General features: G+C 68.6%; 21 protein-coding genes. 12 read left to right on the top strand and 9 right to left on the bottom strand.

Going from position 1 to position 25,622, the window contains the following annotated elements; genetic code table 11:
* Positions 1-14: 14 nt before the first annotated feature.
* The 3 genes from DS837_RS05645 to DS837_RS05635 all read left to right on the top strand — a co-directional run bounded on the left by DS837_RS05645 (position 15) and on the right by DS837_RS05635 (position 2,451).
* The gene (locus DS837_RS05645; protein WP_247889789.1) at positions 15-1,703 is read left to right on the top strand and encodes a methyl-accepting chemotaxis protein; all 1,689 of its coding nucleotides are present in this window, start codon (positions 15-17) and stop codon (positions 1,701-1,703) included.
* 16 nt (positions 1,704-1,719) lie between these two features.
* Positions 1,720-2,064 carry a hypothetical protein gene (locus DS837_RS05640; protein ID WP_149163822.1) on the top strand — a complete coding sequence of 115 codons (345 nt, stop codon included), beginning with the start codon at positions 1,720-1,722 and terminating at the stop codon, positions 2,062-2,064.
* Between the two features lie 90 nt (positions 2,065-2,154).
* Positions 2,155-2,451: a DUF1289 domain-containing protein gene (locus DS837_RS05635; protein WP_149163821.1), complete on the top strand. Its 297-nt coding sequence runs from the start codon at positions 2,155-2,157 to the stop codon at positions 2,449-2,451.
* An 8-nt stretch (positions 2,452-2,459) separates the two neighbouring features.
* On the opposite strand, the gene DS837_RS05630 is transcribed toward DS837_RS05635, so the two are convergent.
* Complete coding sequence (locus DS837_RS05630) at positions 2,460-2,642, bottom strand: hypothetical protein (protein ID WP_149163820.1); 183 nt, start codon at positions 2,640-2,642, stop codon at positions 2,460-2,462.
* 266 nt (positions 2,643-2,908) lie between these two features.
* Here DS837_RS05630 and DS837_RS05625 point away from each other — a divergent pair, with 266 nt between their 5' ends.
* From DS837_RS05625 to DS837_RS05605, 5 genes are all read left to right on the top strand, one after another.
* On the top strand, positions 2,909-3,865 hold the full coding sequence (locus DS837_RS05625) for a DMT family transporter (protein ID WP_247889788.1): 957 nt from the start codon (positions 2,909-2,911) through the stop codon (positions 3,863-3,865).
* A gap of 73 nt (positions 3,866-3,938) precedes the next feature.
* Complete coding sequence (locus DS837_RS05620; RefSeq protein ID WP_149163819.1) at positions 3,939-4,724, top strand: SDR family oxidoreductase; 786 nt, start codon at positions 3,939-3,941, stop codon at positions 4,722-4,724.
* Positions 4,725-4,734: 10 nt separating this feature from the next.
* On the top strand, positions 4,735-6,363 hold the full coding sequence (locus DS837_RS05615; RefSeq protein WP_247889787.1) for an alpha-amylase family glycosyl hydrolase: 1,629 nt from the start codon (positions 4,735-4,737) through the stop codon (positions 6,361-6,363).
* Complete coding sequence (locus DS837_RS05610; protein ID WP_149163818.1) at positions 6,360-6,656, top strand: GNAT family N-acetyltransferase; 297 nt, start codon at positions 6,360-6,362, stop codon at positions 6,654-6,656. Before DS837_RS05615 ends, DS837_RS05610 begins: the two co-directional genes overlap by 4 nt.
* Positions 6,657-6,666: 10 nt before the next feature.
* Positions 6,667-7,461 carry a DUF3108 domain-containing protein gene (locus DS837_RS05605; protein WP_149163817.1) on the top strand — a complete coding sequence of 265 codons (795 nt, stop codon included), beginning with the start codon at positions 6,667-6,669 and terminating at the stop codon, positions 7,459-7,461.
* 6 nt (positions 7,462-7,467) lie between these two features.
* On the opposite strand, the gene DS837_RS05600 is transcribed toward DS837_RS05605, so the two are convergent.
* The 4 genes from DS837_RS05600 to DS837_RS05585 form a co-directional block, all read right to left on the bottom strand.
* Positions 7,468-8,067 carry an RT0821/Lpp0805 family surface protein gene (locus DS837_RS05600; RefSeq protein ID WP_149163816.1) on the bottom strand — a complete coding sequence of 200 codons (600 nt, stop codon included), beginning with the start codon at positions 8,065-8,067 and terminating at the stop codon, positions 7,468-7,470.
* Positions 8,068-8,185: 118 nt separating this feature from the next.
* Positions 8,186-10,273: a response regulator gene (locus DS837_RS05595; RefSeq protein ID WP_282187557.1), complete on the bottom strand. Its 2,088-nt coding sequence runs from the start codon at positions 10,271-10,273 to the stop codon at positions 8,186-8,188.
* Positions 10,274-10,283: 10 nt separating this feature from the next.
* Positions 10,284-15,215, bottom strand: a complete 4,932-nt coding sequence (locus DS837_RS05590; RefSeq protein ID WP_247889786.1) for a HAMP domain-containing protein — start codon at positions 15,213-15,215, stop codon at positions 10,284-10,286.
* Between the two features lie 155 nt (positions 15,216-15,370).
* On the bottom strand, positions 15,371-15,802 hold the full coding sequence (locus DS837_RS05585; RefSeq protein WP_149163814.1) for a response regulator: 432 nt from the start codon (positions 15,800-15,802) through the stop codon (positions 15,371-15,373).
* Between the two features lie 427 nt (positions 15,803-16,229).
* Here DS837_RS05585 and DS837_RS05580 point away from each other — a divergent pair, with 427 nt between their 5' ends.
* The 3 genes from DS837_RS05580 (at position 16,230) to DS837_RS05565 (ending at position 19,033) form a co-directional block, all read left to right on the top strand.
* Entirely contained in the window at positions 16,230-17,516 is a 1,287-nt protein-coding gene (locus tag DS837_RS05580; RefSeq protein ID WP_149163813.1) for a pentapeptide repeat-containing protein, read from the top strand.
* Positions 17,517-17,810: 294 nt separating this feature from the next.
* Positions 17,811-18,182 carry a c-type cytochrome gene (locus tag DS837_RS05570; RefSeq protein WP_149163811.1) on the top strand — a complete coding sequence of 124 codons (372 nt, stop codon included), beginning with the start codon at positions 17,811-17,813 and terminating at the stop codon, positions 18,180-18,182.
* A 257-nt stretch (positions 18,183-18,439) separates the two neighbouring features.
* Entirely contained in the window at positions 18,440-19,033 is a 594-nt protein-coding gene (locus DS837_RS05565) for a DUF4142 domain-containing protein (RefSeq protein ID WP_149163810.1), read from the top strand.
* 58 nt (positions 19,034-19,091) lie between these two features.
* On the opposite strand, the gene DS837_RS05560 is transcribed toward DS837_RS05565, so the two are convergent.
* Positions 19,092-21,086, bottom strand: a complete 1,995-nt coding sequence (locus tag DS837_RS05560; protein ID WP_149163809.1) for a methyl-accepting chemotaxis protein — start codon at positions 21,084-21,086, stop codon at positions 19,092-19,094.
* A 349-nt stretch (positions 21,087-21,435) separates the two neighbouring features.
* On the opposite strand from DS837_RS05560, the gene DS837_RS05555 reads away from it, so the two are divergent.
* Positions 21,436-23,430: a methyl-accepting chemotaxis protein gene (locus DS837_RS05555; RefSeq protein ID WP_149163808.1), complete on the top strand. Its 1,995-nt coding sequence runs from the start codon at positions 21,436-21,438 to the stop codon at positions 23,428-23,430.
* 33 nt (positions 23,431-23,463) lie between these two features.
* Here the strand turns inward: DS837_RS05555 and DS837_RS05550 are convergent, their stop codons facing one another.
* The 3 genes from DS837_RS05550 to DS837_RS05540 all read right to left on the bottom strand — a co-directional run bounded on the left by DS837_RS05550 (position 23,464) and on the right by DS837_RS05540 (position 25,520).
* Entirely contained in the window at positions 23,464-24,570 is a 1,107-nt protein-coding gene (locus DS837_RS05550) for a prohibitin family protein (protein ID WP_149163807.1), read from the bottom strand.
* Entirely contained in the window at positions 24,567-24,764 is a 198-nt protein-coding gene (locus DS837_RS05545) for a hypothetical protein (RefSeq protein ID WP_040136327.1), read from the bottom strand. The genes DS837_RS05550 and DS837_RS05545 overlap by 4 nt, the downstream gene beginning before the upstream one ends.
* 117 nt (positions 24,765-24,881) lie before the next feature.
* Positions 24,882-25,520: a YcjF family protein gene (locus tag DS837_RS05540; RefSeq protein ID WP_149163806.1), complete on the bottom strand. Its 639-nt coding sequence runs from the start codon at positions 25,518-25,520 to the stop codon at positions 24,882-24,884.
* Positions 25,521-25,622 lie beyond the last annotated feature (102 nt).

Below are 25,622 nucleotides of genomic sequence, written 5' to 3'. Positions count from 1 at the left end.
CGCGGGGGTTCGCCATGGGGTTGCTGACGGGGGTCGGCTCGCTGTCACTTTCGGGCAAGACGGTGTCGCTGTGTGTCGGTGGGCTGGTCGTGTTGACGGGCGCCACCTTCGCTGTCAACGAAACGTTGCTGAGCCGCTATGCGGAGCGCATGGCGGTCGAGCGGCAGGAAACCAACATGCGCGTCGCCTGGGACGTGCTGAACCAGTACGGGCGTGACATCAGCGTTCGCGACGGCACGCTGTATGCCGACGACCGGGCTCTGAACGGTTTCTTCGAGCCGGTGGACCGGGTGAAGACGCTGGTCGGCGGCACCGCCACGCTGTTCATGGGCGACACGCGGGTCACCACCAACGTCCAGAAGCCGGACGGCGGGCGCGCCGTCGGCACCAAGCTGGCCAAGGGACCGGTCTATGATTCGGTGCTGGTCCGGGGCGAGCCGTACCGCGGGCAGGCCGACATCCTGGGCGTTCCCTTCTACACCGCCTACGACCCGATCAAGGACCGGTCCGGCAAGGTGGTCGGCGTGCTCTATGTCGGCGTGCCGAGGGCGGAGTTCTTCGCCCCGATCCGCGACACCCAGACGATGATCGGCGGGCTGGGCGCCGTGGTGACGCTCCTGGTGGCCGGCGGCAGCCTGCTGCTGTCGCGGCGCATCTTCCGCCCCTTGTCCGCCATGCGCGGCGCCATGGAGCGGCTGGCGACGGGGAACCTGTCGGTCGAGGTCCCGGCGCTGGGCCGCAAGGACGAGATCGGCGGCATGGCCCAGGCGTTGAGCGTCTTCAAGGAGAACGCCGAGCGGGTGGCCTGGCTCGACGCCGCCCAGGCGGAGGAGCGCGCCCGCGCCGAGCGGGACCGCCGCGACGCGCTGGAGGCGGTCGCCCGCAACTTCGAAGGAACGATGCTGAGCGTCGTCGAGACGCTGAGCGCCACCACGGCCCAGCTGGAATCCAACGCCCAGCGCCTGCATGGCATCGCCGAGAGCAGCAGCGGGCAGGCCGCCGTGGTCAGCGGTGCGGCGGGCGAGGCCAGCGACGACGTGCGGACCGTGGCCGGCGCCACCGAGGAGCTGACGGCGTCCATCGTCGAGGTGTCCCGCCGGATCGACGAGTCCTCCCGCATGGTCCGCAACGCGGTGGAGGAGGTGGAGCGCACCAACCACACGGTCGAAGGGCTCGCCGCCGCCGCCGGCAAGATCGGGGAGGTGGTGACGCTGATCCAGAGCATCGCCGCGCAGACCAACCTGCTGGCGCTCAACGCGACCATCGAGGCGGCGCGGGCGGGCGAGGCCGGCAAGGGCTTCGCCGTCGTCGCCAACGAGGTCAAGGGTCTCGCCAACCAGACGGCCAAGGCGACCGACGAGATCGCCCAGCAGGTCGCGGAGATCCAGGCGGTGACCAGCAGCGCGGTGACGGCCATCGGCGGCATCGGGCGCACGGTGATCGCGGTCAACGATCTGGTCGGCCGCATCGCCGAGTCCGCCGATCGCCAGAACGCCACCACCGGCGCGATCGCCCGCAGCGTTCAGCGCGCCGCCGACCGCACCTCGGAGGTAACCCACAGCGTCCGCGACGTGTCGGACTCCGCGCACGAGACCGGCATCATGGCGTCGGAGGTGCGCTCCGCCGCCGCTGACCTCGGCCGGCAGGCGCTGGCCCTGCGCGAGCAGGCCGGCGCGTTCCTGCGCCAAATCCGTTCGGCTTGAAGGGAGGGGCCCGCCCGTGTTCCGCAACCCGCGTTCGCTGCTGTTCGTGTTCGTCTTCGCGTCGCTGGCGGCGCTGCTGCTGTTCAGCGGCGACCCGCCGGACGGCGGGCGGACCGACGCGAACCGGGAGTTCCTTGCGGCCTGCGAGGCCAGCCCCTTCGCCGCGCGGAACACCGGCTCCACGGAGGCGGCGGTGCGGGTGTGCTCCTGCATCCTGTCCTGGCACCGCAAGGAGGGCGAGGCCACCGGCCGGCCGCTTCCCGCCGCGCTCTATGGCGGGGAGGGGGAGGCTGGCGCCGCGGCGGCGGCGGTGGACGAGCGGGCGCGGGCCTCCTGCCTGTCCGGGCGCGTGACGCCCTGATTATCGGAGACCTGCTTTTTTGAGAATCGTCCGCAGGCTGGGGCGGCCGGGGCTTTTCCTTCGGCTCTGCCGCACCCATCCTATGGCGCTATGAGCACGCACGACACCCGCAATCCCTGCACGAAGCTCTGCCGCTACGACGCGGCGGACCGCTGCATGGGCTGCTTCCGCACCCGCGCGGAGGTGAGGCACTGGAAACGCCTGCCGGACGAGACCAAGGCGGCGATCAACGCCCGCATCGCCGCGCGTGGCGGCACCGTCTCCAAGAAGGACGGCAAGCGGGCGAAGAAGCTCGATAAGAAAATCCGCAAGCTGGAAGGTAAGCTCGCCACCCTGCGCGCCCGGCGGTCGGACCTGGAGGGGCCGGTGGTCAAGGCAGCGGAGTGACCGCCGCCTCACCCGATCCCGGCGTGCCGTTCCACATACAGCAGCAGGGCGGGATAATAGTGCCTCTGTGAAACCGTCAGTTCCTGGCAGTAACGGCGGGCCATGCCGTTCGAAAGCCAAGCATCAAGCTCGCCGGTCTCACGCTTCTGCGCGATGACGCGGTCGATCTTGTCCATGATCTTGTGGATCACGTCCGTTCCTTTTTCGGTGTTGATTTGCCGTGGAAGAGGTGAACGCCGCAACGGCGGCGCCATCGATTGCCCGTTCAATATGAACCTCGGGACGGCGGTGAGCTGCGCATTATGGGCATGCCTGCGTACCGCATTGCACAAAAGTCCGTCCGGGCCAGCGCGCCCACGCGCGGGTCTGCCCTTCGCAGGCGTTCGTTGACCGGCTTCCCGGCGCCGTCCCATTCTGCACGTCGAAGGAAGAAAAACCGGGAGGACGTGCGGTGGGGATGGCGGTGGACCGCCGCGCCGCCGCAGCCATCATCATGACCGCCATCGCCATGACCGAACGCCGCGCGGAGTTGGACGGCGCCGCCTCCGCCACGCTGGTCCTTCTCTGCCTGCTCTGGGGCCTGCAGCAGGTCGCCATCAAGGTCGCCATGACCGGATTCTCGCCGGTGCTCCAGGGCGGGTTGCGCTCGCTGGGCGCGCTGGCGCTGCTGTGGGCCTGGGCGGCGCTGCGCGGCATGCGCCTGTTCGAGCGGGACGGCACGCTGGGGCTTGGCCTGTTGGCCGGGCTGCTGTTCGCCGGGGAGTTCCTGCTGGTCTATGCCGGACTGTCCTACACCACGGTGTCGCGCAGCATCCTGTTTCTCTACACCGCGCCCTTCCTGGTGTCGGTCGGCGCGCATCTGCTGCTGCCGGGGGAGCGGATGCGCGGCGTCCAGGCCGCCGGGCTGGCCTGCGCCTTCGTCGGGGTGGCGGTCGCCTTCGCCGACGGGCTGCGCCTGCCGACGAATCGCGAGATTGTTGGCGACCTGATGGTGCTGGCGGCGGCGGTGCTGTGGGCGGCCACCACGCTGGTGATCAAGGGCAGCAAGCTGGTCCGCGCCAGCTCGACCAAGGTGCTGTTCTACCAGCTCGCCGTCTCCGGGGCGGTGATGCCGGCGGCCTCGCTTCTGATGGGCGAGACGGGGGTGACCGCGCCCGGCCCGCTGGCGCTGGCCTGCCTCGCCTTTCAGATCGTCGTGGTGGCCTTCGCCTCGTATCTGGCCTGGTTCTGGCTGGTCGCCCGCTACCCGGCGGCCCGCCTGTCGGCCTTCACCTTCCTGACGCCGCTGTTCGGTGTGCTGTCCGGCGCCCTGCTGCTGGGCGAGCGGATCAGCGCCAGCCTCGCCGCGGCGATGCTGCTGGTCTGCGCCGGCATCTGGCTGGTGAACCGCCGCGCGCCGGCTGCGGGCGCCTAGAAAGACGGGAACCGGCCCGGCCGCCATCGGTTGGCTCTGCTGTCCCAGCACAAGCAGCGGAGCCGGTTTCATCATGGATTTGAACGGAAAAGTCGCCCTCATCACCGGGGCGGGGTCGGGCATCGGCAAGGCATCCGCCACCCTGTTCGCCAGCGCCGGGGCGAGCGTCGGCGTGCTCAGCCGCACCGAGGACGAGATCCGCAAGACGGCGGAGGAGATCACCGCGGCGGGCGGCAAGGCGATTCCGCTGGTCGCCGACGTCGCCGACAGCGAGGCCGTGAAGCGGGCGGTGGACCGGCTGGTCCAGGAATACGGGCGGCTCGACATCGTCTTCGCCAACGCCGGCATCAACGGCGTCTGGGCGCCGATCGACGAGCTGACGCCGGAGGAATGGGACCGCACCATCAACATCAACCTGCGCGGCACCTACCTGACGCTGCACCACGCGGTGCCGCATCTGAAGAAGGCGGGCGGCGGGTCGGTGCTGGTGACCGCCTCGATCAACGGCACGCGGGTGTTCAGCAACGCCGGCGCCACCGCCTATTCCTGCACCAAGGCGGCGCAGGTCGCCATGGTCCAGATGCTGGCGCTGGAACTGGCCAAGCACCGCATCCGCGTCAACGCCATCTGTCCGGGGATGATCGACACCGCGATCCAGGACAACACCCAGTCGCGCAACACCGAGAAGGCCGAAGAGGCCGCCGAGTATCCCGACGGCGAAATCCCGCTGACTCGCGGCAAGCCGGGCAGCAGCGCCGACGTGGCGGAACTGGCCCTGTTCCTGGCGTCCGACCGCTCGAAGCACATCACCGGCACGCCCGTCTGGATCGACGGCGCCGAGTCCCTGCTGATCGGCTGAGGGCCTGCTCATGGCGGACGGCTTCATGGCGGACGGCTTCGCGTGGTGGCAGAGCGGGGTGATCTATCAGGTCTACCCGCGCTCTTTCCAGGATTCGAACGGCGACGGGGTGGGGGACCTGCCGGGGATACTGGCCCGGCTCGACCACCTCGAAACGCTCGGGGTGGACGCGCTGTGGGTGTCGCCGATCTACCCGTCGCCGATGGCTGACTTCGGCTATGACGTGTCGGATTACACGGGCATCCATCCGCTGTTCGGCACGATGGAGGATTTCGACCGGCTGCTGGCGGAGCTGTGCCGCCGGGGCATGAAGCTGATCCTGGATTTCGTGCCCAACCACAGCTCCGACCGGCACCCGTGGTTCCAGGCCAGCCGCTCGTCCCGCAGCGATCCCAAGCGGGACTGGTACATCTGGCACGACCCGGCCCCCGGCGGCGGGCCTCCCAACAATTGGTTGTCGGAGTTCGGCGGCAGCGCCTGGGAATGGGACGCGGCGACCGGCCAGTATTATTACCACGCCTATCTGAAGGAGCAGCCGGATCTCAACTGGCGCAACCCGGCGCTGTGCGAGGCCATGCTCGACGCGTTGCGCGTCTGGTTCGACCGTGGGGTGGACGGCTTCCGGGTCGACGCCATCCACCACCTGATCAAGGACGCGCGGTTCCGCGACAACCCGCCGAACCCCGGCTGGCGGGAGGGCATGTCGCCGGTCCAGCGGGTGATCCGCCTCCACACCGTGGACCAGCCGGAGGTTCATGACGCCATCGCCGCCATGCGCCGGGTGGCGGACGGGTACGGCCCCGACCGGCTGCTGATCGGCGAGGCCTATCTGCCCATCGACCAGCTCATGGCCTATTACGGCGCCGACCTGACGGGCTTCCAACTTCCCTTCAACTTCCATCTGCTGTCCACCCCGTGGGAGGCGAAGGCGCTGGCCGCGCTGATCCGCACCTACGAGGCCGCCCTGCCGCCCGGCGGCTGGCCGAACTGGGTGCTCGGCAACCATGACCGCTCCCGCGTGGCGAGCCGGCTGGGGGCGGGGCAGGCGAGGGTCGCGGCCATGCTCCTGCTGACCCTGCGCGGCACGCCGACGCTCTACCAGGGCGACGAGATCGGGATGACCGATGGCACCATCCCACCCGACCGCGTGCAGGACCCCTGGGAGAAGAACATCCCCGGCCTGGGGCTGGGCCGCGATCCGGTGCGCACGCCGATCCCCTGGGACGGCGGCCCGGGGGGCGGCTTCACGACCGGCGAACCCTGGCTGCCGCTCGGTCCCGACCATGACCGGGTGAACGTGGCGGCGCAGGCGGCCGACCCGTCCTCCATGTTGGCGCTCCACCGCGCCCTGCTGGCGCTGCGGCGGGCGGAGCCGGCCCTGTCGGTCGGGCGCTACGATCCGGTGTCGGCGGAGGACGATGTCCTGGTCTACGAGCGCCGCCATGGCACCGGCCGCTTCCGCATCCTGCTGAACCTGTCGGCGGTGGAGCGGATGGTGGACGCGGTGCCGGAGGGTGCCCATATCCGGCTGTCCACCCATCTCGACCGCGGCGGGGAACCGGTGTCCGGCATCCTTCGCCTGCGGCCCGACGAGGGGGTGGTGATCGGCTTCGACGAGAAGGGAAAGGGTGGGGAATGAGCGGAGACGTGAAAAACAACGCGGCCAGGAACCGTTACGAGCTGACCGTGGGCGACGCCACCGCGGTGGTGGAGTACGAGACGCGCGACGGGGCCATCGTCTTCACCCACACGGAGGTGCCGGAGAGCATGGCCGGGCAGGGCATCGGCTCCGCGCTGGCGCGCGGCGCGCTGGAGGACGCGCGCTCCAGCGGGCAGAAGGTTGTGCCGGTCTGCCCCTTCGTGGCCAAATACATCCAACGCCACCCGGAGTACCAGGATCTGGTCGTCGCGGAGGCCGGACCATCGACGTGAGGCGTTCGCCGTGAAACGGATTCTCCTGGCCGCCGGCCTGCTGATTCTTCTGCCGGCGGCGGGCCGGGCCGCCACGCTGGAGCTGGACTTCGCCGCCTATGGCGGCGGCGTCTCCCTGGCGCGCGGCAGCGTCGTGCTGACCGAGGAGGCGGAGGGGGGCGCCAGCCGCTACCGGGCGGCGCTGGAGGCGGAAGCGGTGCCCTGGCTCGGCCTCTTCACCAATTTCCGCTACCACGCCGAGTCCGCCGGACGGCTGGAGGCGGGCACCGCCGAGCCGGACCGCTTCCGCGGCGAGCGCCGCTTGCGCCGCAAGATGGACATCATGACCCTGTCCTTCGGCCCCGACGGGGTGGATGTGACCGCCGACCCGCCGCTCAGCCCCGACAAGGCGGCGCGGGTGCCGCCGGACAGCCGCCGGGGCAGCATCGATCCATTGAGCGCCGGAGCGGCGGTGATTCTGACCGCCAGCCGGGCGGGCGGCTGCGGCGGACACTACCCCGTCTATGACGGGCGCCGCCGTTACGACATCATCATGACGCCGCAGGGCAAGGGCGACCTGCCGTCGTCGCGCTACCGCATCGCCACGGGAACGGCGGAGGTCTGCGCGGTCACCGTCCGCCCGGTGGCCGGCTTCCAGGGCGACCGCGACCGCGACCGCTTCTTCGCCGAGGGGGTCGAGCGCAAGGCGACCGTGTGGTTCGCCCGCGCGCCGGAGAGCGGGCGCGTCGTCCCCGTGACGGTGGAGGTGCCGACCGACACGATGACGGTGCTCGTCCACACCGTCGGCGTGAAGGCTGGGTTGTAACCTGCGTTACGGGTTGGCGGCGAGGCGCCACTGGCCGTCGTCGCCGCGGCAGGCGGTGCCGGTGGCGGATTCCTGGCGGCCGTCAATGGTCACCTTGTGCTGGAATTCCTTGCACTCCCGCCCGGCGGAATCGCGCCCGGCGCGGATCGGGGTGATGGTGCCGCCAGTGTTGGCGCTGTCCGGGCTGTTCCAGCGGATGGTCTGACCGACCGGCGCGTCGAGCGCGCGGGTCTCCGCGCTCTGCGCCGCGTCGCGGCTGCCGGGGCTCAGCTGTTCCATCAGATAGCCGCCGGCGAAGTAGCCGAGCAGGCCGCCGGCACCGATGGCCAGCAGGTTGCCCGAGCCCTTGCCGATCTGCGACCCGGCGAGCGCCCCGACGGCGGCCCCGCCCAACTTGCCCAGCAGGTCGTTGTCGATGCCGAAGGTGGTGTTGTTGCCGCCGTTGCCGAGCGGGCCGCCCTGCGGGTTGGTCTGGGTCGGCGCGCCGTAACCGCCCTGGGTGAACACCTGCGCCGTGGCGGGCGCGGAGGTCAGGGGAAGGGCGACGGACAGGCCAAGGCACAGGACCGAGGCGAAGCGAATCCCGGACAGGCGGACAGCGGACACGTCGGCTACTCCTTTATTGCAACGCGACCGTCATCTGAACACCGCGGCCCCGCTCACGGTTGGGGCAAAAGGGCGACAATGACCATTCAGAGACGGCGTCTGATAGAGATGGCAAGCGTCAGGCGCTCTTCAACTCCGGGAAGGCATCAGCCACGGCGCCGCACAGCGCCTTGCGGACGGCGCGGGCGAGATCGCGGTCGCGGTAGGGCTTGATCAGGAACTCGGCACCCGGCCCCTCGCCGCTCAGCCCGCCGGCCACACCATGGGCGTAGCCGGAGGCATAAAGCGCCTTCAGGGCCGGATAGCGGCGTTGCGCCTCCTGGGCCAGTTCCAGCCCGTTCATGCCGCCGGGCATCACGACATCGGTGAACAGAAGGTCCACCCGCGGTTCCCCGGCCAGCACGGCCAGGGCCTCCGGCCCGTTCTCTGCCTCGACCACGGTGTAGCCGAGATCCTGGAGGGTCAGGACGGCGACCTGACGCACGTCGCGGTCGTCGTCCACCACCAGGATCACCTCGCCCTGGCCGGGCAGCGGACCGCTGTCCTCGATTTCCTCCGGCGTCTTCGCCTGGCGGACGGCCGCCGGAGCGCAGGGCAGATGGAGGTGGAAGGAGGTGCCGCGGCCCGGCTCGCTCTCCACCCGGATCAACCCGCCCGACTGCTTCACGAATCCGTGGATCATGCTCAGCCCCAGGCCGGTGCCCTTGCCGATCTCCTTGGTGGTGAAGAAGGGCTCGAAGGCGCGGGCCAGGACCTCCGGCGGCATGCCGCAGCCGGTGTCGCTCACCGTCATCCGCACATAGCGTCCGGGGCGCAGCTCCGCGTCCCCTTCCTCGGCCTCCACCATCGCGGTGGCGATGGTCAACGTCCCGCCCGCCGGCATGGCGTCGCGCGCGTTGATGACGAGGTTCAGCAGGGCCGATTCCGCCTGCGTGCGGTCGACCAGCGCCGGGCACAGAGACGGCGCGCTGTCGATCTCGACGGTGATCGCCGAGCCCAGCGTGCGCTCCATCAGCTCGCCCATGTTGCGGACCAGCGCCTCCATGTCCACGCTCTCGGGATGGAGCTGCTGGCGCCGCGCGAAGGCGAGCAGCCGCCGCGTCAGGTCGGAGCAGCGCAGCGACGCCTGAAGGGCCATCTCCACCCGCCGCGCCGCCTTGGGGTCGTCGAAGGTCATGCGGCCCAGCCGCTCCAGGCTGCCGATGACCACGGTCAGCATGTTGTTGAAGTCGTGGGCGATGCCCCCGGTCAGTTGGCCGATGGTCTCCATCTTCTGGACATGGGCGAGCTGGAGCTGAAGCTCCCGCGTGTCGGTGACGTCCAGCACCGTGCCGCAGAGTTCCGGCGGCCGTCCGCCCTCGCCCGGCAGCAGCATGGCCTTCTCCAGGAGCGTGCGGTACTGCCCGTCGGCGGCGCGCCAGCGGTATTCGACGGTGGACACGCCGCCCTGCCGCATCGCGTCGAACTGGACGGCGGCGCGCTCGCGGTCGTCCGGATGCAGGCGTGATTCCCAGAAGCCGCCATCCGTCAGGAAGCGATCGGCGGGGAAGCCGAACAGCGCCTCGACATTCTCGGTGACGTAGCGGAAGGGCGTGCCGCGCTCCGGCCCTGCGGTGTAGAGCACGATCGGCAGGGAACGGGCGATCATTGCCTGCCGCTCCTCCGACCGGCGCAGCGCCTGCTCGGCCTCCAGCTTCTCCGCCCGCACGCGGTAGTTCTCGGCCATCAGCCGCTCGCGCAGGGCAGCTTGGCGCTTGACCTCCTCCGTCTTGCGGTACAGCTCGACGAAGACGGTGACCTTGCTGCGCAGGATGACCGGGTCCACCGGCTTGAACATGTAATCGACCGCCCCCGCGGAATAGCCGCGGAAGATGTGCATCTCGTCCTTGTTGATGGCGGTCAGGAACAGGATGGGGATATGACGCGACTTGCGGCGGTTGCGGATCAGCTCCGCCGTTTCGTAGCCGTCCATGCCCGGCATGTGGACGTCCATAAGGATCGCCGCGAAATCCTGGTCGAGCACGCGCTTCAGCGCCTCCTCGCCGGAGCGGGCGAGAATCACCGTGGCGTCCAGGTCGGCCAACGTTTCCCGCATCGCCAGCAGGTTCCGCGGATCGTCGTCCACGACGAGCACGCGGACCTCCGGCGGCGGCAGTGTGGCGTCCTCGATCTCGGTAAAGCTGGCGGGCATCTGGGTGTGGGGCATGGGCTTCTCCTCACTCCCGTCCGACATGGTTGTGCCCTGCGTCGTCGTCCTGCCGGCGTCCGGCCCAGACCCGCAGCAGCGACAGCAGGTGGTCGATGTCCACCGGCTTGGCGAGATAGTCGGTCGCCCCCGCCTCGATGCACTTCTCGCGGTCGCCCTTCATCGCCTTGGCGGTGACGGCGATCACCGGCAGGCCGCGCCCGGCCGCCGTCGCGCGGATCTCCCGGATGGTCTGGTAGCCGTCCATCAGCGGCATCATGATGTCAACCAGCGCCACGTCGAGGTCGGGATGCGCCTTCAGCAGCTCCAGACCCTCCGGCCCGCTCTCGGCGTGCAGCACCGTCATGTCGTGGGCCTCCAGGACGCTGGCGAGCGAGAAGATGTTGCGGAAATCGTCGTCCACGATCAGCGCCTTGCGCCCCGCCAGCACCGGGTCGCGCTGGCGGATCTGGTCGAGCGCGTTGCGCTTGTCGTCGGGCAGCCGGTCCACCGCCCGGTGCAGGAACAGCGCCGTCTCGTCGAGCAGAGAGTCCGCGGAATGGACGCTGCGCAGCACCACCGTCTCGGCCAGCCGGCGCAGCCGCGCCTCGTCCTCCGGCGCGATGGCGTCGCTGACATAGGCGACGACCGGCATCCAGGCGGTGGAATCGCGGGTGCGCAGGCTGTCGATCAGCTCGAAATCGCTGGGCTGGGGGATCGTCAGGTCGAGCACCATGCAGTCGAACCGCTCCTGCGCCAGCAGGGCGCGGGCGGCCTCGGCGGAGGTGACGGTGCTGATGGCGATGTCGTCCCCCCCGTTGTCGTGGTCGATCAGGCCGGCGATGCCGCCGGTGTCCGGGTTGGGCAGCTTCTCGACGATCAGCAGCCGGCGCTGGTGGCGTTCCACGAAGCCCTTGACCTTGGCGAGGGCCGCGAAGATCGCTTCGCGGTCGGCCGGCTTCTCGGTGTAGTCGAAGGCGCCCATGGCGAGGCCGCGGCGCCGTTCCTCCTTGGCGGAGATGACGTGGACCGGGATGTGGCGGGTGTGCGGGTCGCGCTTCAGCAGGTCGAGCAGCGCCCAGCCGTCGATGTCCGGCAGGCCGATGTCCAGCATCACCGCGTCCGGACGGTATTTGCGGGCCATCGGCATGGCCGGGCTTCCGGCGTGGGAGAGGATTGCCTTGAAGCCTTTCTCCCGCGCCAGATCGACCAGGATCGAGGCGAACTTCACGTCGTCCTCGACGATCAGGACCACCGGGTCGCCGGGGCGGATGCGCTCGCGGTCGTCGGCGACGGGGTGGTGCTGCGGCAGCGCCAGCCGCTCCTCCGGCCCCGGCACCACGATGGGCCGCGTCGGCGTCGGGAAGGGGGCCAGCTTCGGCGCCGGGTCGCCGTAACGGGCGATGTCGAACTCCATCGGCACGTAGAGCGTGAAGGCGCTGCCCGCCCCGGACTCGCTCTGCACGCGGATCTCGCCGCCGAGCAGGCGGGCGATCTCGCGGCTGATCGACAGGCCGAGGCCGGTGCCGCCGTACTTGCGGCTGGTCGTGCCGTCGGCCTGCTGGAACGCCTCGAAGATGATGCGCTGCTTGTTTTCGGGGATGCCGATGCCGGTGTCGACGACGGTGAAGGCGAGCACCCCCTCCGCCGCGTTCAGCACGGGGTGGGCGGCGCTCCAGCCCTCGCCGGCCAGCCCGACGCGGAAGGTGACGCCGCCGGTCTCGGTGAATTTGAAGGCGTTCGACAGCAGGTTGTTCAGCACCTGCTCCAGCCGCTTCTGGTCGGTCTGGATGGCCGCGGGCAGCGGCTGGGTCATGTCGATGTCGAAGCGCAGCCCCTTCTCTTCGGCGAGCTGGGCGAAGGTGCGCTCGACATGGCCGCGCAGGTCGTCGAGCACCACGGCGCCGATCTCCAGCGTGACCGTGCCGGATTCGATCTTCGACAGGTCGAGGATGTCGTTGATGAGGTTCAGCAGGTCGGAGCCGGCGGCGTTGATGGTGCGGGCGAACTCCACCTGCCGGGGGGTCAGGTTGTGGTCGCCGTTGTCGGACAGCAGCTTGGACAGGATCAGAAGGCTGTTCAGCGGGGTGCGCAGCTCGTGGCTCATGTTCGCCAGGAACTGCGACTTGTATTTGGAGGTGAGGGAGAGCTGCTCCGCCTTCTCCTCCAGCGCCTCGTTGGTCTGGCGCAGCTTTTCCTGCTGGGCCATCAGCAGCTCCTCCGACTGGCGGAGCGAGGCGGCCTGATGCTCCAGCCGCTCGTTGGTGGTCTTCAGCTCCTCCTGCTGGCTCTGCAACTCGGCGGTCAGGCGCTGCGACTGCTTCAGCAGCCCCTCGGTCCGCATGTTTGTGGCGATGGTGTTGAGAACGATCCCGATGCTTTCCGTCAGCTGCTCCAGGAAGGAGCGGTGCGTCTCGCTGAAATGGCCGAAGGAGGCCAGCTCCAGCACGGCGTTCACCTCGTTCTCGAACAGCACGGGCAGGACGATGATGTTCAGCGGCGCCGCCTCGCCGAGGCCGGAGCTGATGCGGACATAGTCCTTCGGCACGTTGGTCAGCAGGATCGGCTTCTTCTCGTGGGCGCACTGGCCGACCAGCCCCTGCTTCAGCGTGAAGCGGGTGCCCAGCCCGTCGCGCTCCTTCAGGGCGTAGCTGGCGACCAGATCGAGGACCGGCTCGTCGCCGTCGCGGCTGGTGACGTAGAGGACGCCGTGCTGGGCGTTCACCAGCGGCGCGATCTCCGACAGGATCATGTTGGTGACGGTGACCAGATCGCGCTCGCCCTGGAGCATCCGGGTGAATTTGGCGATGTTGGTCTTCAGCCAATCCTGTTCCGCGTTCTTCTGCGTCGTGTCGCGCAGGTTGCGGATCATCTCGTTGATGTTGTCCTTGAGCGCCGCCACCTCCCCTGACGCCTCGACGGCGATCGAGCGGGTGAGGTCGCCCTTGGTCACCGCGGTCGCCACTTCGGCGATGGCGCGGACCTGGGTGGTCAGGTTGGCGGCGAGCTGGTTCACGTTGTCGGTCAGGTCGCCCCAGACGCCGGTGGCGCCGGGCACCTTGGCCTGACCGCCCAGCTTGCCTTCGATGCCGACCTCGCGCGCCACGTTGGTGACCTGATCGGCGAAGATGGCCAGCGTCTCGATCACGCCGTTGATGGTGTCGGCCAGCGCCGCGATCTCGCCGCGCGCCGCCACGGTCAGCTTGCGCTTCAGGTTGCCCTCGGCGACCGCCGTCACCACCTCGGCGATGCCGCGCACCTGACCGGTCAGGTTGGCGGCCATCATGTTGACGTTGTCGGTGAGATCCTTCCAGGTGCCGGCCACACCCTTCACCTGGGCCTGACCGCCGAGCTTGCCTTCGGTGCCGACCTCGCGGGCGACGCGGGTGACCTCCGAGGCGAAGCTGTTGAGCTGGTCGACCATCGTGTTGATGGTGTCCTTCAGCTCCAGGATTTCGCCCTTCACGTCGACGGTGATCTTGCGCGACAGGTCGCCGTTGGCGACGGCGGTCGTCACGTCGGCGATGTTGCGGACCTGATTGGTCAGGTTGCCGGTCAGCAGGTTGACGTTGTCGGTGAGGTCCTTCCAGGTGCCGGCCACACCCTTCACCTGGGCCTGCCCGCCCAGCTTGCCTTCGCTGCCGACCTCGCGCGCCACGCGGGTGACTTCCGAGGCGAAGCTGTTGAGCTGGTCGACCATCGTGTTGATGGTGTCCTTCAGCTCCAGGATCTCGCCCCTCACGTCGACGGTGATCTTGCGCGACAGGTCGCCCTTCGCCACCGCCGTGGTGACCTCGGCGATGTTGCGGACCTGACTGGTCAGGTTGGTCGCCATCGCGTTGACGTTGTCGGTGAGGTCCTTCCAGGTACCGGCAACGCCCTTCACCTGGGCCTGCCCGCCCAGCTTGCCCTCGGTGCCGACCTCGCGCGCCACGCGGGTGACCTCCGAGGCGAAGCTGTTGAGCTGGTCGACCATCGTGTTGATGGTGTCCTTCAGCTCGCGGATTTCGCCCTTCACGTCGACGGTGATCTTGCGCGACAGATCGCCGTTGGCGACGGCCGTGGTGACGTCGGCGATGTTGCGGACCTGATTGGTCAGGTTGCCGGTCAGCAGGTTGACGTTGTCGGTGAGGTCCTTCCAGGTGCCGGCGACGCCCTTCACCTGGGCCTGCCCGCCCAGCTTGCCCTCGCTGCCGACCTCGCGGGCGACGCGGGTGACCTCCGAGGCGAAGCTGTTGAGCTGGTCGACCATCGTGTTGATGGTGTCCTTCAGCTCGCGGATTTCGCCCTTCACGTCCACGGTGATCTTGCGCGACAGGTCGCCCTTCGCCACCGCCGTGGTGACGTCGGCGATGTTGCGGACCTGGGCCGTCAGGTTGGCGGCCATCAGGTTGACGTTGTCGGTGAGGTCCTTCCAGGTGCCGGCGACGTCCTTCACCTGGGCCTGCTCTCCCAGCTTGCCCTCAATGCCGACCTCGCGCGCCACCCGCGTCAGCTCCGCGGTCACGGTGACGAGCTGCTCGACCATCCGGTTTACGGTCCGGGCGGTGTGCAGGAAGTCGCCCTGGAGCGGACGCCCGTCGACCTCCAGCGGCATCGATTGCGACAGGTCGCCCTTGGCGACCGCGCCGATGACGCGGGCCATCTCCCGGGTCGGCTGGGTCAGGTCGGCGACCATGGCGTTGACGCTGTCCACGCAGTCGCCCCAGCCCCCCGAGGCGGTGGGCAGGCGGACGCGCTGGCCGATGCGCCCCTCCTTGCCGATGGCGACGCTGACCCGGCCGACGTCCTCCACCAGGGCTTCGTTCATCTCCACCACGTCGTTGAAGGCGGCGGCGATCTCGCCGTCCAGCCCGTCCAGGTCGAGCGGCAGGCGCACGGAGAAGTCGCCCTTGCGGAACTGGCGCAGCGCGCGCAGGAGAAGCTGGGGGGAAAGCCGGTCGTGAGCGTCGGTCATCGTCATGACGCGATGGTCCCTAAGAAAGTCCTGGAAGAAAGTCCTGGCCTGTGTCTCGGATGCCCCTTCGCGCGGGTTTGGCAGCGCGCCCGGCGGAACGCCGGAATGGCCGCGTGCCTGAGCGGCGCAGCCACGGGACGGCAAGCGGACGGCGGCGGGGGCTAATACTGGGGGGCAGCGTTGTTCAACAGAGTCTTCAGCTGGCGCTCGTCGTAGGGCTTCTGGATGAAACCGTGGGAGCCGGCGGCGCGGGCGCGCTCCAGCAGGACAGGGTCGCTGGCCCCGGACATGAAGATGCTGCCGACGGAGAAGCGCTCGCGCAGCGCCTGCGCCGTCTCGATGCCGTCCTGCGGCCCGGCGAGGCCGATGTCCACCAGCGCCAGCGCGGGGCGCTCCCGTTCCGCGATCTTAAGCGCGTCGGCAGCGTTGGCGGCGACGCCGCAGACCTCGTAGGACAACTCCTCCAACATATCGGTCAAATACATGGCGACGATCGTCTCATCCTCGACGACCAGGACACGGATGGGAGCGGCATCGGCGGTCAATGTCCCATCCGTCCGGGCCTGTGGTGACCTGTTGATCGGGTTGGTCATCCCTTTTCCCTCTTGTCGTTTTGCCGGCTGCGGTGCCGGGACGGCATCGATGAGACGCGCATCCCGCCCGCCGCCGAAACCCGAGCGGAGGCGTCGGATGCCGGCGAGGCTGACCAGGACGAGTAGCACGGAGGGGTGAGGCAATTAAGGGAGAAAAGGTCAAATACCTCCAACAGGTTATACCCATCGGAGTGAGCGCACCCCAAAAGAGGGCGTATCTATTCCTTAGCTTCGATATGGAATAGTGTGAATTGCGCGCTGCTGGGCCGTCTTTGCTTCGCATCGACTGGAGTCTGCGGGACGAACTCACGGTCGGCATGTGACGATATGCGGGGTTATTAATAATTTTTCAAGTAATTTTTCGCGTAAGCTTGCCAATCTCCACGGAGCGGGCGTGGAGTCGACCATAAGGGTGCGGGGGACCTGGATGAGCGTTGCCCCGACAAGCGGGCCGGGCGATGGAGCGGACCTGAACCTGGAGGATCTGGCGCAGGCCATCAGAGCCCACCGGCTCTACTTGGCCGCGCGCCCGAACGGCCTACGTCTTCAAATGAAGGCGGCGGACCTGACCGGCTTCGACCTGTCGGGGTTGCTCCTGTCGGACGCCATCCTGACCGGGGCGAATTTCCGGCGCAGCGTTCTCCGGCGCTGCAACTTCGACGGAGCGGATCTGTTCGGTGCCAGCTTCGTGTCCGCAGACCTGCGGGAAGCCTCGCTGGTCGGGGCGGACATGCGCGGCGCCAACTTCACCAAGGCCTGCCTGCGCAACACCCTGTTCGAACGGGCGGACCTGCGCCCCGGCCAGCTCGTGCTGTGGAAGGACCGGCGCAAGGCCCGCCAGGAGGCGGCGCTGCGGGAAGCCGTCCTGGTCAACGCGAATTTCACCGACGCCGATCTGACCGGCGCCAACCTGACCCGCGCCAGTCTGGAGGGGGCGGATTTCAGCAACGCCGCTCTGTTCGGCGCCAACCTCAGCGGCGCGGATCTGCGCGGCGCCGATTTCAGCATGGCGAAGCTGAAGGGCGCCATCCTGAACAACGCCTCTGTCGCCGGGGCCACCTTCCAGGGCGCCGACCTGCGCGACGCCGAGCTGCGCAACGTCGCCATGGCCACCGCCGATTGGGCGGAGGCGCGGATGATGGGCGCCATCTACCACCGCAACCAGTCCGACTTTCCGCCGGAAATCCGGGAGGGGCTGGACGGCCATGTGCGGTGGATCAACAGCAACGGCAAGCAGGGCAAGCGGTTCGATGTGTCGGACGGGGCCTTCGTCGGAACCGACTTCGATGGCTGCGACCTGAGCGGGGCGATCTTCCGCAATTGCGATTTCACACGGGCGAGCTTCCGGGACAGCAAGCTGCAGATCGCCCAGTTTCCCGGTTGCCGCATGCGCGAAGCCTGTTTCGAGAATTCGGAACTGTCCGGGGCCAGCTTCGAGGGCTGCGACCTGACCCGCGCCATGATGCGCAACGCGGTGATGCGGGCCATCGAGCTGCTGGCGGCCAACGGCCAACCCACCGGGCGTATGTGGCCGACCAATCTGTGCGGCGCCCAGATGGCTGACAGCGACATTCGCGGCGCCGACCTGCGGGGAGCGCGTCTGGCCGGGGCGGATCTGACCAATTGCAATCTGTCGGGCGCCGACCTGCGCGACACCGACATCGAGAAGGCCATCACCACCGGGACGACCCTGGTTCATTGCCGGTTGAAGTGACCGTGAATTTTAATCCCGAAAAATTTTCGCAAAGAGCTGGACATTTTGTCGCAGGGGAGGTCTCCCGGCCATACCCGGCATTGTGCATACCAGCATACGGGGATTAAAACGCCGGCCGAGGTGGCGGCTGGTTTCCCGAGCCGCTCGTCATGATCGTGGCCAAGTAACGGAGCGGCGGACGCCGCGCGCCGATGCGACGAATATTGATTGTGGCGATGCGAAGAACGCAGGACGTCCTGCGGGCCTTGGGTGGCCGTGCCTGTCTTTTGGGCATTGGAAATCGAGGATAGTGCAATGAAGCGTAGTGTTGCCGTTCTGGCCTTCGGCCTGTTCGCCGCCCTTCCCGGCATCGCCTCGGCGCAGGACGCCGATGCGGGCGAGAAGGTGTTCAACCAGTGCAAGGCCTGCCACACCATCGAGGCCGGCGGCCCGAACCGCGTCGGTCCGAACCTGCACGGCGTCGTTGGCCGTGCCTCGGGCTCCATCGAGAGCTTCAAGTATTCCGACGCGATGAAGGGCGCCGGTCTCGCCTGGGACGAGGCCAATCTCGACAAGTACCTGACCGATCCGAAGGGCACCGTCCCCGGCAACAAGATGGCCTTCGCCGGCGTGAAGAACGAGCAGGCTCGCAAGGACCTGATCGCCTTCCTGAAGAAGAACAGCTGACACGTCCGCACGGACATGCGCTGCGTGACCGGGAGGGGCGACGGCCCCTCCCGCGACCGGCGCCCGGCCGCAAGGGCACGCCCGTCCGGACAGAGTCGCCCGTCTCCCTGCGGTCCATCCTATGAAAGATGGCACCGGTCAACCTGTCCTTGTAGGCAGGGGGGCCGTAAAAACGCTCATTGCCAGGCACAAGGAGAACAGGAAGCTGTTGGGGGACCGGTGTGTCCCAACGCAAGATTGTAGATCGGGAGGTCGGAATGCCCATGCTGCGAACCGCGGCCCTTGCCGCCGTGTCCATCCTTGCGCTCGCCGCCTGTACGAGCGAGCCGGGCCTCGCGCCGCCAATGGGAAGTTCCGGTGCCTCCGCGTCCCAGATGGGAAGCACCGGGTCGGGCGCCTCCTCGACGCTGACGGTGGCGGACCAGTCCTTCCTGACCCAGGCGGCCTACGGCGGCTTCGGCGAGGTGGCGATGGGCACGCTGGCCCAGCGGCAGGCATCCAGCGCCACCGTGCGCGACCTCGGCCGGCGCATCGCCGCCGACCACACCCAAGCCAACCGGGAACTGGCCCGGCTCGCCCAAGCCAAGGGCGTCACACCGCCCACCGCCCCCGATCCCGGCCGGCAGGCGGTCGCCGACGCGTTGGCCTCGCTCCAGGGAGCCGCGTTCGATCGGCAGTATCTGCAGCAGCAGATCGCCGAGCATGAGGTGTCGATCGCCCTGTTCAACGCGCAGGCCCAGGGTGGGACCGACCCGGATGTTCGGGCCTTCGCCACCAAATGGCTGCCCGGCCTGCAAATGCACGCGCGCGACCTGCGCGCGCTCGGCAGTCCGCTGGCGCAACTGCCGTAGCGTCAGGGCTTCCGCGGTCAAGCCCGGCGGATCGGCTACGGGCTTGATCCGCTCCGCCTCAGGCGACCGCCGGCAGCGGGTGCAGCCCCGCGGTGAGACGTTGGACGTCCGCGGCGAAGCGGTCGGCGACGTCCGGAGTCAGCTCGAACCGGACATGCAGGTCCTGCTCCTTGCCCCCCAGCACCACGAAGGGGATGGAGACGGCACAGCCGGGAATGGTCAGCACGCCGCGGCTGCCCAATTGCGTCCTGTCCAGGCCGCGGATGGTGGCGCCGCCCTCCGACAGGTTGGTGAGCTGTCCCGTCAGTGATCCCACCGCCCCGGCGATGGTGCAGGACAGGTTGACCTCGAACCGCGGAGCGCGGCGGCGGTCAACCTCCGGCGTGGCGGTGCGCACGGCACGCACCAGCATCTCGCGGAGCTGGTCGATGCTTCCCGCCACGTCGGACGCGACCCGGCGCACCTCGTCGGCGCGGCTGCCGGTCACCGCCGCCTCCTCCGACACATGGGCGATGCGGGACGACACCTCCTGAGCGGCGGCGGCGGTCTGGCCGACGTTGCGGGAGATCTCGCTGGTCGCTGCCCCCTGCTCGTCCATGGCGCTGGCGATGCTGCTGGCGACGCCGTCGATCTCGGTGATGGTCCGCCCGATGTCCTGCACCGCGTCGACGGCTCCGGCGGTCATGCTCTGCAGATCGGTGATCTGGCGTGAGATCTCCTCCGCCGATTTGGAGGTCTGGGTGGCGAGGTTCTTCACCTCCTGGGCCACCACCGCGAAGCCCTTGCCGGCCTCGCCGGCGCGGGCCGCTTCGATCGTCGCGTTCAGCGCCAGCAGGTTGGTCTGGCTGGCGATGTCCTGAATGAAGGTGGCGACCTCCCCGATGTGCCCGATGGCCTCGGACAGGGAGAGCACCACGTCCTCCGTCCTGCGGCCGCTTTCCACCGCGCGGCGGGAGATCTGGCTGGCGAAGGTGACCTGGCCGGTGATCTCGGCGATGGAGGCGGTGAGCTGGTCGGTGGCCGCCGCCACGGCCTGGGCGTTGCCCAGCGCCTGTTCCGCCGCGGCCGCCACGCTCTGCGAATTGGCGGAGACGGTCTCGGCCGAACTGGCCATCGCCTGGGCGTTGCTGTCCATCGAGACCGACCGTTCGGCGACGCGGTCCACGGCGGTGCGGGTTTCCTGCTCCACCGTGCGGGCCATCGATTCCAGGGCGGCGATCTTGGCGGCCTCGGCTTCGCGGCGCTCGCGCTCCTGCGCCTCGCGCAGGCGCTGGTTGTCGATGCCCTTCTGGCGGAAGACCTCGACGGTCTTGGCCATGGCGCCGATCTCGTCCTGGCGGTCCAGGCCGGGCACCGTCACCTCGTACCGCTCCTCAGCCAGTTGAAACATGGTGCCGCGGATCTGGTCCAGCGTGCGGAACTGGCGCCGGACCACCACCAGCATCACCAGGGCCATGCCGACGGTGATGACCGCCGCCACCTGGATGATGTTGGTTACGACCTCGTCCAGCACGCGCAGCGCGACGCTCTTCTTCAAGCCGACGAACAGGACGCCGATGACCTCGCCGTTCTGGTCGACGATCGGGTCGTAGGCGGTGAAATAGGCGTCGCCCAGGATGTCGGCCTCGCCGCGGAAGGGCTCCTTGCCGTCGATGACGGCGCTGTAGACGGGGCCGCGCGCCAGCTTCGTCCCGACGGCCCGGCTGCCGTCCGGGTTGTGGATGTTGGTCGCCACGCGGGTGTCGCCGCGGAAGATGGTGGCCACGCCGCCGGTCACGCTGCGGACGGTGTCGACGATGTCGTTCGCGCCGTCCAGCTTGAAATCGTCGATGTACAGCGCGCCGTCCTTGAGCCGGTACTCGGCCCCTTTCTGGTCGAGCAGCATGCGGAAGTTGGTGATGGCCTGCTCCCTCCGCTCCGCCGCGTCCTTGCTGATGCTGGCGGTGACTTTGGCGATCGTCGCGTAGGTCAGGGCGCCCGACAGGGCAATCAGGCCGAATGTGCACAGAATGGTCAGCTTCGTCGCAAGGCTGAACGTGCGGAGGGGATTCATCGGCCGAAAACTCCTTGGAAATCCGTCGGGTCGTCCCGGAGACACCGGGAAGGCGGCGCATTGGTAACCTTTGCCACGCATTTGAAACAAATAGTTTTATCAACCTCGGGACGCACCGGATTCATGCAATGTGAAGGTGCCGTTTCGACTTCTGCCATCCGTCTTGAGGAAAGTGTTTGTATTTCAAGGCTTATTCATTGCGTCCATGTTGCGCATCGAGCAAAGTAAACCATCTGTTAATCATGAGGTGGGACAGCATGTCGCATGCGAATTCCTTTTAGGGATACCTTTGGTGTAGGGGAAATGTTATCGGTTGGCGTTCGTTCATTACAGAATACAAACATTCGCCATGCCGGACTCCCTGCGCGCCCTTGACGTCACCAAGACCGCCTATTTCGATTTGGGACCGGAAACGGTCGGCAGCCTGCGGCAGGCGTTGCCGATCATCGCCAGAGCCCTGCCGGGGATTCTGGACCGCTTCTACGCCCGCACGATGGCCCAGCCCGAACTGGCCGGCCTGTTCGCCAACCCGGCGCAGGTCGAAGGGGCCAAGCGCGCCCAGATCGCGCACTGGACCCGTCTGTTCGAGGGCCGCTTCGACGACAGCTACAAGGAGTCGGTGCGCGCGGTCGGCATCGCCCACCACCGCATCGGGCTGAGCCCGAGCTGGTACGTCGGCGGCTACGCCTTCATCCTGGGCGAGATCATGGCCGCCCTGGCGCAGAACATGGGCGGAACCCTGCTGACCGGCAGCCGGCTCGGCTTCATCGTGACCATGCAGCGCGCCGTGGTGTCGGCGGTGCTGATGGATCTCGACGCCGCCCTGTCCGTCTATTGGGACCGCCTGATCGACGAGCGGCTCCAGGCGGTGGACGCGATGGTCGATTCCATCGACCACGAGGCCAACGACGTGGTGGACAGCGTCGCCAGCTACACCGCCGACCTGCGCCGCACGGTCGGTGACCTGGACAGCGTCTGCGCGTCCGTGAAGGACAGCATCACCGGCACGTCGGCCGACACGGCGGAGGCCTTGGACGCCGCCCAGACGGTCGCCGCGGGGGCGGAGCAGCTCCAGGCCGCGGTCGGCGAGATCTCGGTCCAGGTCAGCGGCGCGTCCCGGATCGCCGGCGAGGCGGTGGAGAAGAGCGGCGAGGCCCGCCAGATCATGGCGCAGCTCAGCACCGCGGCGCAGGAGATCGGCGGCATCCTGAACATCATCCGCGCCATTGCCGGGCAGACCAACCTGCTGGCCCTCAACGCCACCATCGAGGCGGCGCGGGCCGGCGAGGCCGGCAAGGGCTTCGCCGTGGTGGCGACCGAGGTGAAGAACCTCGCCGGACAGTCGGCCAAGGCGGCGGACGAGATCGCCGCCAAGGTCGGCGCCATCCAGGCGGTGGCGGAGCAGGCGATCACCGGCATGGACGGGGTGGCCACCACCATCACCACCATGCAGGAGATCAACTCCTCGATCGCCGCGGCGGTGGAGGAACAGTCCTCCGCCTCGCGTGAGATCGCCCGCAACATCGGCGAGGTCGCCGGCATCTTCCGCGGCATCGCCACCCGGATGACCGACGTGGGCGGCGAGACCCAGCGCGCCACAACCGTGGCCTACACCGTCGGCGAGAGCGCCAACCGCATGCAGGAGGCGCTGGACACCCTGCCGTCCCTGCTGGCGCGGGCCATCCGCACCTCTTCCGATTTGGCGAACCGGCGGCACACGCGCCGCCGCCCGGTGCTGCTGGACGGCAGCGTGGACCAGACGCCGGCGCTGGTCCGCGACATCTCCGAATGCGGCTGCTACGCCGAGACGAAGGGGGCGGCGCCCACCGGCGGGCAGGTCACCGTGTCGCTTCCCGGCTATAAGCTGTCGCTGCGCGGTTCGGTGGTGGCGCGGCACGACAACCGGCTGCACATCCGCTTCGACGAGCGCAAGATCGGCCGCGAGGAGGTTGACCGGATGAGCCGCGACGGGGTTGGCGAACTGGTCCGTCTCGCCAAGCAGGATCATCTCGCCTTCGTGGACAAGATCATGGAGGCGGTGGGCGGCCAGCGCACGCTTCTGCCGGCGGACCTGTCCACCCATCACTCCTGCCGCCTGGGTCGCTGGTACGACAGCGTGAACGATCCCCGGACGATGCGCCTGCCCACCTACAAGGGTATGGCCACGCCGCACCGGACCGTTCATGAGTCGGGCCGCGAGACGCTGCTCGCCCTCCAGGCCGGCAACCGCATGGAGGCCGAACGCCACGCCGCCGAGATGAAGCGGGCCTCGGCGGAGGTGGTCCGCCTGCTGGACGAGATGGAGCGTGATTTCGCCCGGACCCTTGCCGAGGCCGCCGAGTAGCCGGCTCTTTTCGAACGGCGGTTCCGCCGGGCCTCAGCGCCCGGCGGCGTCCGGGGGGGCTTCCGGTGCGGTGTTCTCCGCTGGCGGCTCGTCCAGGGTGGACAGGCGCCCGGCGAGGCCGTCCTGCTCCTTCGCAGCGGTTTCATGGGGCGGCGCGGCGGCGGGTGCTGCCGCCGTGCTCGACTTGGCATCGTCGCCGGTGTTCAGGATGACCGGCAGCCCGTCGCGTCCGCCGATGATGATCGTCTTGGCGTTCGATGACGTGGCAAAGGCCCGCGTCGCCTCGATGCCGCGCAGACGCAGATATTCCGGCGTGATGTTTCGGGCGACGATGTCCTGGAAGTCGCGCACGCCCTCCGCCTCGATCCGCTTGCGGTCGCGCTCCTTGGCCTCACGGGCGATGCGGAAGTCGTACTCCTCCATGATCTGCTGCTGCTCGATCTTGCGGTCGATGGCTTGGCGAACCAGCGGCGGGAAGCTGACCCCGGCCACCAGCACGTCCTCGATCCGGATCATCACGGAGCTGTAATCGTCCGCCGTCGTGCCGGGGGGCAGCTTCAAGGATTGCAGATCGGTCGGCGGGGTGGGGAACTGCTGGCGGGCCTCCCGCAGCAGGAAGCCTTGGATGTCCGCCCGATTGATCGAGTAAAAGTTTTCCGGATTGTGCTTCGACACGAATTCGTAGACGAGGCTGGCGATCTCCGGATGCACCAGCTTCTCCGCGTAATCGTCTCCGGCCAGCTTGTGGACCAGACCGGCGGCGGGCGGGTTGACGCGGTAGCGCAGCGCCACGTTCACCGTCATCGACATGCCGTTGGCCGCCACCGCCTCGTAGGTGCGGGTGTCGGTGCGCAGGCGCACGTCGTACATCGTCACCCGGTCCCACGGGAAGATCAGGTGGGTGCCCTCGCTGTAGACCCGGTCGGTGACCGTGCCGCCGAAGAAGCGCAGCCACAGCACGCCGACATGGCCGGAGGGCACCTCGACGAAGACGGCCGGCGCGATGGCGAGAAAACCCAGGATCAGGGTCAGCGTCAGGGCGTAGATCGACACGCTGCGCCGTTTCAGCCAGAGGGCGGCGCGCTGCCCCAGGGGGGCGCGGACGAGGCCGTCCCCGGCGGACTGGTCGAGCGTGGTCATCGCGGTCTCGTCGTCAGCATCTTCTCACGTTCCCGCGTGCTGGGGCGGCCCACCGCCTGGATCACGAAGTTCACCGGCGGAGTCAGGAAAAGGGCCAGCAGGAAATGGCCGATGAAGCCGATCGTGGTGTTGCGGCCCATGACGGCGCACACCAGGCAGGCGAGGAGATAGAGCATGACGAGAACGAGGGGCATGCGCGTCCGGCCTTGGAATGGGAGCAGGGCGGAAGGGTGACGGCGGAGGGGGGTGGGGATACGCGAAGGCATCCCCACCCGTCCCTCCGGGCCGTGGCGGCGTCCAGGTGCCGCGGTTCAGGCCGCGGCCGGCGCCGCTTCCGGCGCAGTGCCCTTGCGGCGGCGGGCCTCCTCGAACTTCTCGCGGAAATAGGTCTTCACCTTTTCCGGCTGGAAGGTCAGGAAGGTTCCGCCCGAGGCGAAGTGCTGCTGGAAGACCTTGCCCAGCGCGTAGGTGAAGGCGCTGTTGAAGGCTGGCTGGGTGGCCAGCCGCGTCACCGTGCCAATCACCGGCACCGACCGCAGGGCCATGTTGAACGCCATCGAGCCGAGCAGGCCGCCGGCCAGGGCGGTCGGAGCGACCGTGGCGAACAGCGTGCCGACCGCGGAGCGGCCGATGTCGCCGCGGAAATCGACGCCGTGCAGTTCCGACAGCTCCTTGAGCAGGCGGAGCTGGACGACGGCAAGCGCGGCGGTGTCCACGAAGTTCAGCGGGATGACGCCCGCCGCGGCGGACAGCAGCACATGCTTGCGGATGATCTCCGCCGCCTGCGCCTCGGAGGAGGCCGGAGCGGCCGGGGCGGTTTCGGACGTGTTGGCGCTGTGGGGGGCGGTTTCGGGGGCGGCCGTCACGGCCTCCGGAGCCGGGGTGGAGACCGGGGCGACCGCCGTTTCCGGCTTCGCCTTGCCGCCCGGTGTATCCTTCTCACTGACCATGCTGTGGTGCTCCAAAAAGGGACGTTGTCGAGAGAAAATCAGCAATGAACGCCGCGCACCGGATGGCCCGCGGCGACTGTCGGCCCCGAAGGGACGGCCCGC

It is taken from the genome of Azospirillum brasilense, from assembly GCF_008365405.1.
Classification (GTDB): Bacteria; Pseudomonadota; Alphaproteobacteria; order Azospirillales; family Azospirillaceae; genus Azospirillum; species Azospirillum brasilense_D.
Note: the sequence above shows the minus strand (reverse complement) of the source record. Positions and strands in the feature narration are given on the sequence as shown.